General features: G+C 36.5%; 19 protein-coding genes. 12 read left to right on the forward strand and 7 right to left on the reverse strand.

Features of this window, described 5'->3' with window-relative positions:
• Positions 1 to 40 precede the first annotated feature (40 nt).
• The gene (locus MHH66_RS05720) at positions 41 to 877 is read left to right on the forward strand and encodes a lipoate--protein ligase family protein (protein WP_002033999.1); all 837 of its coding nucleotides are present in this window, start codon (positions 41 to 43) and stop codon (positions 875 to 877) included.
• Between the two features lie 28 nt (positions 878 to 905).
• Here MHH66_RS05720 and MHH66_RS05725 read toward each other — a convergent pair whose 3' ends face one another.
• From MHH66_RS05725 to MHH66_RS05735, 3 genes are all read right to left on the reverse strand, one after another.
• Positions 906 to 1,745, reverse strand: coding sequence for a hypothetical protein (locus tag MHH66_RS05725; RefSeq protein ID WP_078184426.1), 840 nt, complete (start codon positions 1,743 to 1,745; stop codon positions 906 to 908).
• 200 nt (positions 1,746 to 1,945) lie between these two features.
• Positions 1,946 to 2,617, reverse strand: coding sequence for a DUF1129 family protein (locus tag MHH66_RS05730; RefSeq protein WP_078184479.1), 672 nt, complete (start codon positions 2,615 to 2,617; stop codon positions 1,946 to 1,948).
• A gap of 5 nt (positions 2,618 to 2,622) precedes the next feature.
• Positions 2,623 to 2,940 (reverse strand): PadR family transcriptional regulator, encoded by a 318-nt coding sequence (locus tag MHH66_RS05735; protein WP_000556081.1) that lies wholly within the window; start codon positions 2,938 to 2,940, stop codon positions 2,623 to 2,625.
• Positions 2,941 to 3,096: 156 nt separating this feature from the next.
• Between MHH66_RS05735 and splB the strand changes: the two genes are divergently transcribed.
• The 3 genes from splB to MHH66_RS05750 all read left to right on the forward strand — a co-directional run bounded on the left by splB (position 3,097) and on the right by MHH66_RS05750 (position 5,385).
• On the forward strand, positions 3,097 to 4,122 hold the full coding sequence (gene splB, locus MHH66_RS05740; protein WP_002067092.1) for a spore photoproduct lyase: 1,026 nt from the start codon (positions 3,097 to 3,099) through the stop codon (positions 4,120 to 4,122).
• A gap of 133 nt (positions 4,123 to 4,255) precedes the next feature.
• Entirely contained in the window at positions 4,256 to 4,684 is a 429-nt protein-coding gene (gene mntR / locus MHH66_RS05745; protein ID WP_001143080.1) for a transcriptional regulator MntR, read from the forward strand.
• Between the two features lie 53 nt (positions 4,685 to 4,737).
• Positions 4,738 to 5,385, forward strand: a complete 648-nt coding sequence (locus MHH66_RS05750) for an HAD family hydrolase (RefSeq protein ID WP_078184425.1) — start codon at positions 4,738 to 4,740, stop codon at positions 5,383 to 5,385.
• 79 nt (positions 5,386 to 5,464) lie between these two features.
• Here MHH66_RS05750 and MHH66_RS05755 read toward each other — a convergent pair whose 3' ends face one another.
• Together MHH66_RS05755 and MHH66_RS05760 are read right to left on the reverse strand one after the other, a co-directional pair.
• On the reverse strand, positions 5,465 to 5,866 hold the full coding sequence (locus MHH66_RS05755) for an SA1362 family protein (protein WP_063218911.1): 402 nt from the start codon (positions 5,864 to 5,866) through the stop codon (positions 5,465 to 5,467).
• Between the two features lie 79 nt (positions 5,867 to 5,945).
• The gene (locus MHH66_RS05760) at positions 5,946 to 6,866 is read right to left on the reverse strand and encodes a DUF1385 domain-containing protein (protein WP_002015047.1); all 921 of its coding nucleotides are present in this window, start codon (positions 6,864 to 6,866) and stop codon (positions 5,946 to 5,948) included.
• Between the two features lie 244 nt (positions 6,867 to 7,110).
• Here MHH66_RS05760 and MHH66_RS05765 point away from each other — a divergent pair, with 244 nt between their 5' ends.
• From MHH66_RS05765 to efp, 4 genes are read left to right on the forward strand one after another with little or no spacing between them, the layout of a single operon-like run.
• Positions 7,111 to 7,596: a YqhR family membrane protein gene (locus MHH66_RS05765; protein WP_002015048.1), complete on the forward strand. Its 486-nt coding sequence runs from the start codon at positions 7,111 to 7,113 to the stop codon at positions 7,594 to 7,596.
• 55 nt (positions 7,597 to 7,651) lie between these two features.
• Complete coding sequence (aroQ, locus tag MHH66_RS05770) at positions 7,652 to 8,092, forward strand: type II 3-dehydroquinate dehydratase (RefSeq protein WP_002015049.1); 441 nt, start codon at positions 7,652 to 7,654, stop codon at positions 8,090 to 8,092.
• Positions 8,093 to 8,096: 4 nt separating this feature from the next.
• Positions 8,097 to 9,158 (forward strand): Xaa-Pro dipeptidase, encoded by a 1,062-nt coding sequence (gene pepQ, locus MHH66_RS05775; RefSeq protein ID WP_002015050.1) that lies wholly within the window; start codon positions 8,097 to 8,099, stop codon positions 9,156 to 9,158.
• 21 nt (positions 9,159 to 9,179) lie between these two features.
• Entirely contained in the window at positions 9,180 to 9,737 is a 558-nt protein-coding gene (gene efp / locus MHH66_RS05780) for an elongation factor P (protein WP_002015051.1), read from the forward strand.
• 35 nt (positions 9,738 to 9,772) lie between these two features.
• Here the strand turns inward: efp and MHH66_RS05785 are convergent, their stop codons facing one another.
• Both MHH66_RS05785 and MHH66_RS05790 read right to left on the reverse strand, forming a co-directional pair.
• Positions 9,773 to 10,093 carry a hypothetical protein gene (locus tag MHH66_RS05785; RefSeq protein ID WP_063218912.1) on the reverse strand — a complete coding sequence of 107 codons (321 nt, stop codon included), beginning with the start codon at positions 10,091 to 10,093 and terminating at the stop codon, positions 9,773 to 9,775.
• Complete coding sequence (locus tag MHH66_RS05790) at positions 10,074 to 10,655, reverse strand: GNAT family N-acetyltransferase (RefSeq protein WP_063218913.1); 582 nt, start codon at positions 10,653 to 10,655, stop codon at positions 10,074 to 10,076. Before MHH66_RS05790 ends, MHH66_RS05785 begins: the two co-directional genes overlap by 20 nt.
• 178 nt (positions 10,656 to 10,833) lie before the next feature.
• Between MHH66_RS05790 and MHH66_RS05795 the strand changes: the two genes are divergently transcribed.
• From MHH66_RS05795 to spoIIIAC, 4 genes are read left to right on the forward strand one after another with little or no spacing between them, the layout of a single operon-like run.
• Positions 10,834 to 11,115, forward strand: a complete 282-nt coding sequence (locus MHH66_RS05795; RefSeq protein ID WP_000816054.1) for a YqhV family protein — start codon at positions 10,834 to 10,836, stop codon at positions 11,113 to 11,115.
• A 27-nt stretch (positions 11,116 to 11,142) separates the two neighbouring features.
• Entirely contained in the window at positions 11,143 to 12,069 is a 927-nt protein-coding gene (gene spoIIIAA, locus MHH66_RS05800) for a stage III sporulation protein AA (protein WP_063218914.1), read from the forward strand.
• Positions 12,063 to 12,578: a stage III sporulation protein SpoIIIAB gene (gene spoIIIAB, locus MHH66_RS05805; RefSeq protein WP_002088574.1), complete on the forward strand. Its 516-nt coding sequence runs from the start codon at positions 12,063 to 12,065 to the stop codon at positions 12,576 to 12,578. Before spoIIIAA ends, spoIIIAB begins: the two co-directional genes overlap by 7 nt.
• Before the next feature lie 14 nt (positions 12,579 to 12,592).
• Entirely contained in the window at positions 12,593 to 12,796 is a 204-nt protein-coding gene (gene spoIIIAC / locus MHH66_RS05810; protein WP_000020914.1) for a stage III sporulation protein AC, read from the forward strand.
• The last annotated feature ends 17 nt before the right edge of the window (positions 12,797 to 12,813 follow it).

A 12,813-nucleotide genomic window follows, 5' to 3' on the forward strand; every position in this document is an offset into this window, starting at 1 on the left:
CTAGAGAATGTGAAAAATAATTGGTTATATGAGGTGCAGGATGGGAAAAGAAAAATGGTGTTATATTAACTCTGGTCAATGTTCACCAGCATTTAATATGGCGTTAGATGAATGTTTATTAAATTGGCAAAGTGAAAAGAAAATGCCACCAACAATTCGTTTTTACGAATGGGAAGTACCAACATTAACAGTCGGGTATTTCCAGCGTGTTGAAAAAGATATAAATATGGATGTAGTTAACGAAAAAAAATATGGATTCGTTCGTCGTCAAACAGGCGGCAGGGGTGTACTACATGACAAAGAATTAACGTACAGTGTTATTGTGTCTGAAGATCATCCGAATATGCCAAAAACAGTTACAGAAGCATACCGAATTATTTCGCAAGGCTTATTGGACGGTTTTAAGGCATTAGGATTAGAAGCGTATTATGCAGTTCCGAAAACAGAAGCGGATCGTGAGAATTTAAAAAATCCGCGTTCAGGAGTATGTTTTGATGCGCCATCTTGGTATGAGATTGTAGTTGAAGGAAGAAAAATCGCGGGTAGTGCCCAAACACGTCAAAAAGGTGTTATCTTACAACACGGTTCTATTCCGTTAGAAATAGATTTAGATGAGTTATACGACTTATTTTTATTCCCAAATGAGCGAGTAAAAGAGCGTATGAAAAACATGTTTTCTTCTAAAGCGGTAGCGATTAATGAATTAACAGACCGCACATTTACGATTGAACAGTTAATTAAAGCGTTTGAAACTGGATTTGAAAAAGGTTTAGATATAGAGCTTGTGCCGTATGAACTAACAGAAGAACAGCTTCATGAAGTTCAAACTTTAGCAAAAGAGAAGTATGAAAGTAATGAATGGAATTATAAAAAATAAGGAGATGGCGGTCGCCATCTCCTTATTCTTATAGTAAATTAAGTACTTTTTCTACTTTGATTCCTTTATCTTGTAAAGAACGAAGGCGATTTACAACGTCCATAATTTCTTTGTCGAATGTAACGCTAATACCTTGGCTTTGTAGCTCTTTTTTTAATCCTTCAATAGAATCATCTATGTCGATGCCAAGCTCGTAATCTTGACAAACTTCAATTGTCTTTTTCACAAGTTTAACATAATTTTCTTGTAGTTTTGTATTTGTTTCAGTCAAAGCAGGTTGCTTCGGTTTTATAGGAGTAACCAGTGCTGTCTCTTGCTTTGTAACTGGAGTAGGTACTGCTTTTTTCACAGGTGCTGGAGTAGATAGTTCTATAGCTGCTTCAACACTTACTGACTTCGGCGTTGGTACCGGAGTAGGTTTAGATGCAGCAGGTGTTTCTACTCGCGTAATAGGCTTTGGAGCAGGTGTAACTGCTTTTGGAGCTTCTACAACTACTTCTTTTTTCGGAGTAGCTTCTACAACTGTTTCTTCTTGCTCAGCAGCTTCTTTATTTTCTTTGCTCCACATAACGCGTTCAACTTCTAGAGAAACATTATTTTTGTTCATCGCTGTTAATGTAACTTTACCAACCTCAGCGTTCCCAGTGAAATCAACAATTTTATAAATAACACTCTTGTTCCAATCCACGTTTCCGCTCAAAAATAATTCTTCGTTACATTTCGGCGTTAAGCCCTCGATTTTAATTTCTGCGTTTACACCGTTTTCACTATATACCATAATTAGCGAAGCATTTACATCTTCGTCTGCTAACATTAGTTCACGTACCATTTTGCCGGTGCGTACTTGCGTTTTCTTCTTAACTGACATCAAATTTCTCCTCTCAAAAATTCAGTAATAATAAAAAAATCGTATAACGAAAAATAATTGCTCACGAAGATTTATGATACCGATAATAAAAGCATCACGTCAACAATTAACTTTAATTATTTTGCATTTTTCTTATTTTCTTTATGAAATTTTTCAATTTGTAAAATTATACAGAAGAAAAACAGCCGTTTGAAGGGCTGTTAAAAATTTGATTTTTTGTATAGTAATTTATATAAAATATAAAATAGAATAGCGATTAAAGCGTTTTGCCAAAAGGTTAGATGATAAATGAGATAAGGTTGTTTTTTGAAATAGACATTTAAAAATACAGCTGAACAAAATGGAGTAGCAAATGCAAATCCAAATAGAATCCTTCTTTTCCAATTCATCTTTTGATCAAAGGAATAGCGCTTTAATAAATATAAAATGAAAAGTATACCTAGTATAATAAGTGAAACGAACAAAGTGGTTCCAGGGATGCTAAAAGCTGGGCTTAATTGTTCGATATTCTTCCCGAAGATTAAAATGAAAGTCGAAACAAGTGCATCTATTCCAAACTGTATAGCAAGAAGTAAGCTAATAACAAAACCGATTAAAGAAGTTTGTTCTAGCTTTGTTTGGGTTGGTAAAGCTGATATAAGTTCATCGCAGTAAGATCGTAAATCATTTCCGAAAATATCATAAGCATTTTTATTTTCTGCTTGTGCTTCGATGAGGTGATCTAATATTTCTAATAATAGTTCTTCTACTTGATGTTCAGGTACGTTAGATAACCGAAGATATACTAGCATATCGCCATAAGCAGCTTCGTTTTCAGGTGTTAGAAGTTTGCGTTTTCTGTTGTTTAGTTCTATCATATCTTGAGCTTTCATCCCCATCACTCCCCTTGTAATAAGTTGTTTACCGTCGTTGAAACCATTCCCCAACTTTTTTTAAATTCTTCAAGTTGTTCTAATCCTTTATCGGTTACGTGATAATATTTTCGTTTTGGACCGAGTGAGGAAGCTTTTAATGTTCCTTCAATAAGTTTCTCTTTTTGCATGCGTAACAATAAAGGATAGATGCTTCCTTCACTTACGAATGTAAAGCCGTGTTTATTTAATTTTGTACTTAGTTCATATCCGTACACTTCTTCTTGTGAAATGATATATAGAATGCAACCTTCTAGTACACCTTTTAACATTTGGCTGTGCATGATTTCACCACCTTTTATCCAGGTAACTTGCGTTGCAAGGTAGCTGTTATCCAAATTATAACAGTCAGTAACTTGCAACGCAAGTTACTGAAGTGGAAAACTTTAATCTGTGTTAATTTTCATGTGCTTCCCATACTAACGAGAGAAGGGAAGCACATGAAACCATTTATGCCAAAACTCGTTTACTTTGAACCGAGGGCACTCGAATATCCGCTTGGAAAAGAGCTTTATGAGAAGTTTACGAAGATGGGATTAGAAATTCGTGAAACGACATCACACAATCAAATTAGAAATTTTCCAGGGGAAAATGAATTGCAAAAGTATCGTAATGCAAAAGCAACACTTGTCGTTGGGGTGAGGAAGACGTTAAAGTTCGATACATCAAAACCTTCAGCTGAATATGCAATTCCGCTTGCAACAGGGTGTATGGGACATTGTCATTATTGTTATTTGCAAACGACACTTGGGAGCAAACCTTACGTAAGGGTGTATGTGAATCTAGATGAAATCTTTGAGAAGGCAAAGCAATATATGGATGAAAGGGCCCCTGAAATAACAAGATTTGAAGCGGCGTGTACATCAGACATCGTTGGAATTGATCATTTGACACATGCATTAAAGCGGGCGATAGAGTTTATCGGAGAAAGTGAACATGGACGTTTACGTTTCGTTACGAAATATTCGCATGTTGATCATTTATTAGATGCAAAGCATAATGGGAAAACGCGTTTTCGATTTAGTATTAATTCACGTTATGTGATTAAAAATTTTGAACCAGGGACATCGCCATTTGAAGAGCGAATTGAGGCTGCTCGTAAAGTAGCGGGGGCTAATTATCCTCTTGGCTTTATTGTTGCGCCAATTTATATGCATGAAGGGTGGGAAGAAGGGTACCGTGAATTGTTTGAACGATTGTACAATGAATTAAAAGACATGACGATACCAAATTTAACGTTCGAATTAATTCAACATCGTTTTACGAAACCAGCCAAAAAAGTCATTCAAGAACGTTATCCGAATACGAAACTTGAAATGGATGAAGAGAAGCGGAAATATAAATGGGGACGATACGGTATTGGGAAATATGTATATCAAAAGGATGATGCAGAAGTATTGGAAGAAACAATACGAGGTTATATATATGAGTATTTTCCCGATGCAGAAATTCAATATTTTACATAAGGGGAATCTGGATTCTTTTTTTGTTTTATATATTTAGGCTCGTTTCCACCTTGTCACGTTATTCTTTCTGGTGTATCATTTTATTGATTGCTTCGCACGGAATAAGCAAAATGAAATTGGATGGAGGAAACCGATGCCTACCCCTAGTATGGAAGATTATATTGAACAAATTTATTTGTTGATTGATGAAAAGGGTTATGCCCGTGTATCTGATATTGCTGAAGCGCTTAGTGTACATCCATCCTCTGTAACAAAAATGGTACAAAAATTAGACAAAGACGAATATCTAATTTATGAAAAATATAGAGGGCTTGTATTAACATCAAAAGGTAAAAAAATCGGAGAACGTCTCGTATATCGTCATGAATTGTTAGAACAGTTCATGCGCATTATCGGTGTGGATGAAAGCAAAATTTATAATGATGTAGAAGGAATTGAACATCATTTAAGTTGGGAATCAATTGACCGTATCGGTGATTTAGTACAATACTTTGAACAAGATGAAGTTCGAGTAGAAACACTTCGTGGTGTTCAAAAAGCAAATGAAGAGAAAAGTAATTAAGGGGAACGTGTGGCGTTTCCTTTTTTATTTCAATCGAAAAGGACGGGAGAATAATGAAAGCAATTATTTTTGATTTTGATGGATTAATTGTGGACACAGAAACAATATGGTTTCACTCTTTCAGAGATGCTGTTCGTGAATACGGCGGCGAGTTACCTTTAGAGGAATTTGCGAAATGTATTGGAACGACAGATGAAGTGCTTTATGCATATTTAAAAGAGCAATTAAAAGAAAAATTTAACGAGCATGCATTAAAGGGAAAAGTAACAACTTTACATAAAGAGAAAATGAAAATACCAAAAGCGCGTGACGGGGTAAAAGAATATTTAGAAGAAGCGAAAGAACTTGGATTGAAAATCGCATTAGCCTCTAGTTCATCTAGGGAGTGGGTCGTTCGTTTTTTAGAAGAGCTACAAATTAGAGATTATTTTGAAGTGATTAAAACGCGAGAAGATGTAGAGAAGGTAAAACCAGATCCAGCTCTTTATAAAGTTGCGATAGAAGAATTAGGAATTGAACCATCAGAAGCTGTTGTATTTGAAGATTCATTAAATGGATTGAAAGCAGCGGTGGCAGCAGGATTAAAATGTGTCGTCGTACCTAATGATGTGACAAGAAATTTACAATTTGAAAACCATCACCTTCGTATCGAAAGTATGAAAGATAAAAGTTTGAAAGAAGTACTTCAACATATAAAGTGAAACTTTAATCAGTCGGGGCTTTTCTCATCCCCACTGATTATTTGCCCATACTAATTGAGATAAAAAAAGACCGTATTTCCTAAAAGGAAGCACGGTCTTTCTTTTTGTTTTTTTTACCTTCAATGACAGTTAAATGAGATTGTTTTCTTTTTCTTTTCAACGATGGAGAATTACCCTTTTTCCCCTTGTCATCAGAAACATTTCGTTTCAAGAAAGAATTACTTAGGGGTGCTACATTTTGTTTCCCGTGTTTGCGGTTCGATTGTTTCGCTGCACGCTTATATGAGCTTTGCGAATTTGCAGAACCACTAGAGTTTGTAAACATTTTGTAGAGTAAGTAAAAGATACCGACGACAGCTAACATGATACCAATGTTTTTCAATACTCCCATTGGATCTGTAATAACAGATGAAACAAGGCCGAATATTGCTAATCCGATAATAAGCACAAATATAGCGAATGTAAACGAACGACCGTTCATAAGGGACACCTCCTAAAAACATATATTAAAATTAGTATATTAACGATGAGGAAAGGAGTTGAACACCATTTTTAAATAATTATTGTTTGTTTTCTAAACGTAATAATTCTTCAAACGATGCGATTGCAACTTCCGCTTGATCATCTGTTGGTTCTTTCGTTGTTAATAGTTGCAGCCATAATCCTGGATATCCAAGTACTCGCAAAACAGGGACATCTCGTAATCGATTGGTAAATTGTAATACTTCAAAAGAAATGCCGAGAACAACTGGAATTAATAAAATTCTGTTTACTACCCTTGCCCAAAGTGGATCTGTAGGAACTAGGAAATAAACAAACATTCCAATAATGACTGTAAATATTATAAAGCTACTGCCACAGCGATAATGGAGGCGAGTTTGCTTTTGAACATTTTCTACAGTCAGTGGAAGGTTATTCTCGTAAGCATTGATTACTTTATGTTCCGCACCGTGGTACTGAAATACCCGCTTAATAAGTGGGGTTAAAGAAATGAAGTATATATAGCTCAATAATAGCATGAGCTTAATGACACTTTCGACAATGATTTGCCCTGTATGAGATGGGAAAATCGGTCTCGTTAATTCAGCTAAAAGTGCAGGAACTGCTGTGAAAATTACTTTACCGAATATGAACGATAAAACGCCAACTGCTGCAACTCCTAATACCATCGTTAATTTTGATTGTTCTTCTTTTTTATTTGCAAGTTGTTCATCTTCTTCTGGGTGGACATCAAATCGTTCTGAAGCAAAGTTTAAATGTTTCGCTCCATTCGCACTTGCATCCACAATAGCGGCAATACCTCGTAAAAATGGAATTTTCTTTAGTAGAGATAATGCTTTATTACGAACGCGTGGTAAACGATAAAATTCAATCGATTTATCTTTACGACGAACCGCTGTAACAGTATATTCTCTACCGCCAAACATAACTCCTTCTATGACTGCCTGCCCGCCATATATTTGTTTTGACTCTTCTGCCATGTTAACACCAACCTGTATTTGTTTCTCTCTTATGTAGAAAAAGAGGCAATTGTCATACTTGGTTTTGTCATCTTGAAATAAGACAATCACCGAGTTTCCTTTATTTTATCGACAAATACAGGCAGATGACAAGGGAAAATGTTACGAGAGTCGGACATTTCTTATTCTTTTTATAGACAAATTTTGCAGGATTTAAACATGCCTCAAAATAGTTTCGGGCATACTAGTGAGCGGAGGTGTCAATGTGAATCAAGAACAATCAACAATAAGAAACTTTGTACAAATTGGTTTATTTGGTGGCTTATTTTGGGGAGGTATATGGTATTTCCTTCATATATTCTCATTTACAGAAGCTGGACCTAACTATTTACTTTTACCGTTTGCATTTGGAGATTGGAAAGAAGGGGTTTGGGGAAATGTACTAGGTATCGTTTGTATGGGACTTCTTTCAATTTTAGTGGCATTTCTCTATAAAGCCCTTTTTAAAAAGTTTGAAGGAGTATTCCCTGGCGTACTATACGGTTTGTTTTGGTGGGCATTATTATTTTTGGGGATGGGGCTAATGGCACCTGTTATTAAAAGTGCACTCCATTTACCGAAAGAAACAATTGTAACGACAATATGTATCTTTATATTATATGGTGTTTTTATTTCGTATTCTGTAGCATTCGAATCGAATAATACAAATAGAGGAGAAGGGGTCGAGAAGACAAACTATTCAAACAAGTGATTCCTATGTTAAAATGTCGTATAGACATTTTTTAATATTAAGGAGTTTTAAGAAAATGAAAAAGTTACTCCTCGTAAATGGTCCTAACCTAAATCGCCTTGGCGTTAGGGAAGTAAATGTATACGGAAAAGGAACGTTAGCGACGCTTGAAACAGATATGAAACACGAAGCAGAGAAAATGGGAGTGGAGTTAGAATGTTTCCAATCGAATCATGAAGGTGCTATTATCGATCGTCTTCATGAGGCTGAAGATATATATGAAGGGATCATTTTAAATCCTGGAGCATTTACGCATTATAGCTATGCGATTCGAGATGCAATTGCGAGCATTTCGATTCCTGTTATTGAAGTACATATTTCTAACATTCACCAGCGTGAATCGTTCCGTCACGAATCTGTGACGGCGGCTGTTTGTGCGGGACAAATTGTTGGATTTGGTTTTTATGGCTATAAGTTAGCGTTATTTGCATTAATGGAGAAATTGAGGGAGGCATAAAGTAATGGAAAAGATCGAGAGATTAAGAAGTGCGTTTGATGAGGCTGGTATTGACGGTATCGTATTAACGAATGAACATAGCCGTAGATATATGGCGAATTTCACAGGAACAGCTGGTGTTGTACTAATTTCAAAAGAGCGTGCTCTATTTATTACAGATTTCCGTTATGTAGAGCAAGCTAGTAAGCAAGCGGTTGGATACGAAATAGTGCAGCATGCAGGATTAATTCTTGATGAAGTTGCGAAACAAGTTAAAGAACTTGGAATTCAAAAGCTAGGATTTGAGCAAGATACTCTTACATATAGCTCTTACGTAACGCATAATGAAGCGATCGAAGCTGAATTCATCCCAACTTCTGGGCTTGTAGAAAAGTTACGCTTGATAAAGACTGATTCAGAGATTAAGATATTAAAGGAAGCTGCACAGATTGCAGATGCTGCCTTTGAGCATATTCTATCATTCATTCGCCCGGGAGTATCTGAAATTGAAGTGTCAAATGAACTTGAATTTTTCATGAGAAAACAAGGAGCAACATCTTCTTCGTTTGATATTATCGTTGCTTCAGGTCTTCGTTCGGCATTACCGCACGGCGTGGCATCTGAAAAAGTGATAGAAAAAGGAGATTTCGTTACATTAGACTTCGGCGCTTATTACAAAGGATATTGCTCTGATATTACTCGTACGATTGCAGTCGGTGAACCATCTGATAAATTAAAAGAAATTTATAATATCGTTTTAGAAGCACAACTACGTGGTGTGAACGGTATTAAAGCTGGTTTAACGGGTCGTGAGGCCGATGCATTAACGCGTGATTACATAACGGAAAAAGGATATGGTGAATACTTCGGACACTCTACTGGTCATGGAATCGGTCTTGAAATCCATGAAGCACCAGGTTTAGCGTTCCGTTCTGATACAGTACTTGAACCAGGTATGGCTGTAACAGTAGAACCAGGTATTTATATTCCAGGTGTTGGCGGGGTACGTATTGAAGATGATATCATTGTAACAAGTGAAGGTAATGAAGTAATAACGAAATCACCAAAAGAACTTATTATTTTGTAATACACAGGAGGATTTTTTTACATGATTTCAGTAAACGATTTTCGTACAGGTTTAACAATTTCAGTGGACAATGCCCTTTGGCAAGTAATGGATTTCCAACACGTAAAGCCAGGTAAAGGTGCTGCATTCGTTCGCTCTAAACTACGCAACCTTCGCACAGGATCTGTTCAAGAGAAAACATTCCGTGCAGGTGAAAAAGTAGAAAAAGCACACATCGAAAACCGTCGTATGCAATACTTATACGCGAGCGGTGAGTCTCACGTATTTATGGATAACGAAACTTATGAGCAAATCGAACTTGGCGAAAACCAAATCGAGCGCGAATTAAAATTCTTAAAAGAAAACATGGGAGTATCTATTATGACATACCAAGATGAAGTACTTGGTGTTGAACTTCCGAACACAGTTGAATTAGCAGTGTCAGAAACAGAGCCTGGTATTAAAGGTGACACAGCTTCTAACGTAACAAAACCAGCTAAATTAGAAACTGGTCTTGTTGTACAAGTACCAATCTTCATTAACGAAGGCGAAATGCTTATCATCAACACTGGTGAAGGTAAATACGTTTCTCGTGCATAGTAGAAAAGCACTCGTGATTATCACGAGTGCTTTTTTTATAGGAAGTAGGGAAGATAGTAAATTGCGGTTATAACAAAACTAACTGTGACGAGTGAAAGGGTACCCATAATATATGGAGTCAAAACAATTTGAAACGGGCGTATTTCACCAGTTTCAATACCGGTAAAAGTTTTATTCGTTACATGATCCATATTGTTATTTCTAAAGTTACTCATAATAATTAACCACGTAATTGCAAATATTGCTAGACTGCCAAGGAAAAAGCTCTCGATAAATGACCAGCCAACCATTTTTGAAAAAAGATAAATAATAGCTAATTCTACTACAATTGTTAAACTAATTTTTAATGCTTTCATATTTTCCCCCCTCATTTTGTACTTCCAACCAATTTGAAAATTTTTCGCATGATACAACATGCAGTACGCAAGGTGATTTTACTTCTTTCTCCAAAGCAGCGTGTACGTCTGGAAATTGTTTTTCCACATGTAATGAAATGTAAGATAGTTTCTCTTGTGCTTTTAAAGAGCGAATGTTAGTCGTTTTAGCACCGGCAAATACGTATGTAAGTTGCAAGTCTAAAAAAGCGATTTTAAAGATCTCTTTTTTAGCAGATTCGTTATATCCTCTTCCCCAATATTGATAGCCGAGCCAACTTCCAATATGTGAGTGCTTTTGTTCGTAATTAATATGTTTAAGTGTCGTGAGGCCAATTATTTCATTTTCTTCATTTACAATCACTCTTGATAAGGAGTGCTTTTTTCGTTCCTCTTCAATTGCAAAAAGAATGAATGTTTTTGTATCTTCCACTGATTCTACTTTTAGCCCTAATGCATTTTTTACATGTGGATTGCTTGATAGCTCAAAAATCACATTTGCATATCGTAAATCGAGCGGTAATAAAGTAACTTGCTTCATCATCTATGCTCCTTTTCTATTAAATATACCATAAATTAATTGGAATATTCAGTTTTAGATTAAGTCGATAGAGAAAAATTATGTTTTTACTTCTGAAATAGACAACCTCTGCATATGGTTGTACAAATATATTCTTTTTCAGAATAAGGAAGTAGTAACTGTTATGGGAGAAGGTGGGAGAATGAAACAGTGGCTAGCGGCAATGGAAACATCCGTGCTTGTTATGGGATTACTTCGGTTGTTTTCAGGAAGCGCGGAAATATTCGCCGCTCTGCTTATGCTTTACGTGAATGATGCGAAGAAAGCATTGTTTATAAATGGTATGTTGGCGTTTGTTGGACCGACCGTATTAATTTTAACAATGACAATTGGCATAGCGAGTGTAGCAAGTGAGATTTCTTTCTTGAAACTCTTTTTTCTAGCGCTTGGAATTGGCTGCATTTTTATCGCGTTGTTGAAATAGTAAGTCGAGTATAGTGGGGAGAAGCTTATGAAAGAAGTATTAGAAGTTTTACCGAAATCGATGAGACAGTTAGTTGAAGGCTGTAAACAATACGATACTCTAGAGGAAATTCGCGTTCGAATTGGAAGGCCACTAGAGTGTATTGCACATGGAGAAGTGTTTTTCTATGACTATATCGCTACAGCGGAAGATGCAATCCATTTATTGAATAAATTAAGTCAATTCTCAATTTATACGATGGAAGAGGAATTGAAACGTGGATATGTGACACTACGAGGAGGACATAGAATTGGCCTAGCTGGAAAAGTCATTACAGAAAAAAGCGCAGTGAAAATGATTCGAGATGTCTCTTCTTTTAATATTCGTATTGCCCGTCAAAAAATAGGGATTGCTGAGCCGCTTCTGCCATATCTTTATGAATCGCGATGGTTAAACACGATGGTAATTGGCCCACCGCAAACGGGGAAAACAACACTTTTAAGAGATGTAGCACGCTGTATGAGTCAAGGTGTAAGTGCTTCGAAAATTCCTTCATGTAAAGTGGGGATTGTTGATGAACGATCAGAAATTGCGGGCTGTGTGAAAGGAATCCCGCAATATGACTTTGGCGTGCGAGTAGATGTATTAGACGCTTGTCCAAAAGCTGAAGGAATGATGATGATGATTCGTTCTATGAGCCCAGACATATTAATCGTAGATGAAATTGGACGTAAAGAAGATAGTGAAGCGATTATGGAGGCGGTACATGCAGGTGTTCAGCTTTTTATAAGTGCACATGGATTTTCTTATGATGATGTTGTGAAACGTCCATCGTTACAGGCGGTGCTGGAACTTGGTGTATTTGATAGGTTTGTGGAATTATCAAAAGCGAGAGGGCCAGGAACAGTTATGCAAGTGAAAGATAGAGATGGAAAACCAGTATTATCCCATAGAAAGGTTCAAGGCGTATGGTGAAAATATTTGGTGCGGTATTAATAGTTGCTGTTAGCACTTTTTTCGGATTTTCATACGCTAAAAGGTACAGTGAGAGACCGCGGCAACTTAGGTTATTGAAGGCAGCATTGCAATCATTAGAAGCTGAAATTATGTATGGACACACGCCGTTATCTGAGGCTGCAGAGCGTTTAGTCAAACAAATGCCGAAGCCGTTAAATTGGATATTTCAAAGCTTTTCGAAACGGCTAGAGGACGGGGAGCAAACAGTTAGAGAAGCTTGGATTGATAGTTTGAAGGAGAACTGGACGTTAACGGCGTTTAAACAAACCGAGTATGAAATCTTACAACAATTTGGTGAAACACTTGGACAACATGATCGTGAATCACAGCAAAAACATATTCGCTTATGTATTACACATTTGGAGAGAGAAGAAGGAGAAGCGAAAGCATTACAACTACAATATGAAAAAATGATAAAGAGTTTAGGGGTACTAGCAGGGCTACTTATCGTAATTTTACTGCTATAGGGGGGAGAAAGGCGATGTCCATTGATGTTGGATTAATATTTCAAATCGCCGGAATCGGCATTGTTTTAGCTTTCATTCATACTGTACTAAAAGAATTAAAGCGAGAGGATATTGCAAATTGGGTTATCCTTGTCGGTTTTGTCGTTATTTTGTTTCATGTTGCATTTTTAATTAATACTCTATTCGACAAGATTAAAAGTGTCTTTCTCTTCCAGTAAAGGAGGCGGTTCGAATC

The organism is Bacillus sp. FSL H8-0492, from assembly GCF_038006145.1.
In the GTDB taxonomy this organism is placed as follows: domain Bacteria; phylum Bacillota; class Bacilli; order Bacillales; family Bacillaceae_G; genus Bacillus_A; species Bacillus_A mycoides.

Excerpts from the sequence above, each read along its gene's own strand:
- MHH66_RS05790 (WP_063218913.1), bottom strand. The coding sequence starts at position 10,655 with ATGATGAAGCAAGTTACTTTATTACCGCTCGATTTACGATATGCAAAT.
- MHH66_RS05750 (WP_078184425.1), top strand. The coding sequence starts at position 4,738 with ATGAAAGCAATTATTTTTGATTTTGATGGATTAATTGTGGACACAGAA.
- spoIIIAB (WP_002088574.1), top strand. The coding sequence starts at position 12,063 with ATGGTGAAAATATTTGGTGCGGTATTAATAGTTGCTGTTAGCACTTTT.
- spoIIIAC (WP_000020914.1), top strand. The coding sequence starts at position 12,593 with ATGTCCATTGATGTTGGATTAATATTTCAAATCGCCGGAATCGGCATT.
- splB (WP_002067092.1), top strand. The coding sequence starts at position 3,097 with ATGAAACCATTTATGCCAAAACTCGTTTACTTTGAACCGAGGGCACTC.
- MHH66_RS05785 (WP_063218912.1), bottom strand. The coding sequence starts at position 10,093 with ATGAAAGCATTAAAAATTAGTTTAACAATTGTAGTAGAATTAGCTATT.
- efp (WP_002015051.1), top strand. The coding sequence starts at position 9,180 with ATGATTTCAGTAAACGATTTTCGTACAGGTTTAACAATTTCAGTGGAC.
- spoIIIAA (WP_063218914.1), top strand. The coding sequence starts at position 11,143 with ATGAAAGAAGTATTAGAAGTTTTACCGAAATCGATGAGACAGTTAGTT.
- pepQ (WP_002015050.1), top strand. The coding sequence starts at position 8,097 with ATGGAAAAGATCGAGAGATTAAGAAGTGCGTTTGATGAGGCTGGTATT.
- mntR (WP_001143080.1), top strand. The coding sequence starts at position 4,256 with ATGCCTACCCCTAGTATGGAAGATTATATTGAACAAATTTATTTGTTG.
- MHH66_RS05720 (WP_002033999.1), top strand. The coding sequence starts at position 41 with ATGGGAAAAGAAAAATGGTGTTATATTAACTCTGGTCAATGTTCACCA.
- MHH66_RS05760 (WP_002015047.1), bottom strand. The coding sequence starts at position 6,866 with ATGGCAGAAGAGTCAAAACAAATATATGGCGGGCAGGCAGTCATAGAA.
- MHH66_RS05725 (WP_078184426.1), bottom strand. The coding sequence starts at position 1,745 with ATGTCAGTTAAGAAGAAAACGCAAGTACGCACCGGCAAAATGGTACGT.
- MHH66_RS05795 (WP_000816054.1), top strand. The coding sequence starts at position 10,834 with ATGAAACAGTGGCTAGCGGCAATGGAAACATCCGTGCTTGTTATGGGA.
- aroQ (WP_002015049.1), top strand. The coding sequence starts at position 7,652 with ATGAAAAAGTTACTCCTCGTAAATGGTCCTAACCTAAATCGCCTTGGC.
- MHH66_RS05735 (WP_000556081.1), bottom strand. The coding sequence starts at position 2,940 with ATGCACAGCCAAATGTTAAAAGGTGTACTAGAAGGTTGCATTCTATAT.
- MHH66_RS05730 (WP_078184479.1), bottom strand. The coding sequence starts at position 2,617 with ATGAAAGCTCAAGATATGATAGAACTAAACAACAGAAAACGCAAACTT.
- MHH66_RS05755 (WP_063218911.1), bottom strand. The coding sequence starts at position 5,866 with ATGAACGGTCGTTCGTTTACATTCGCTATATTTGTGCTTATTATCGGA.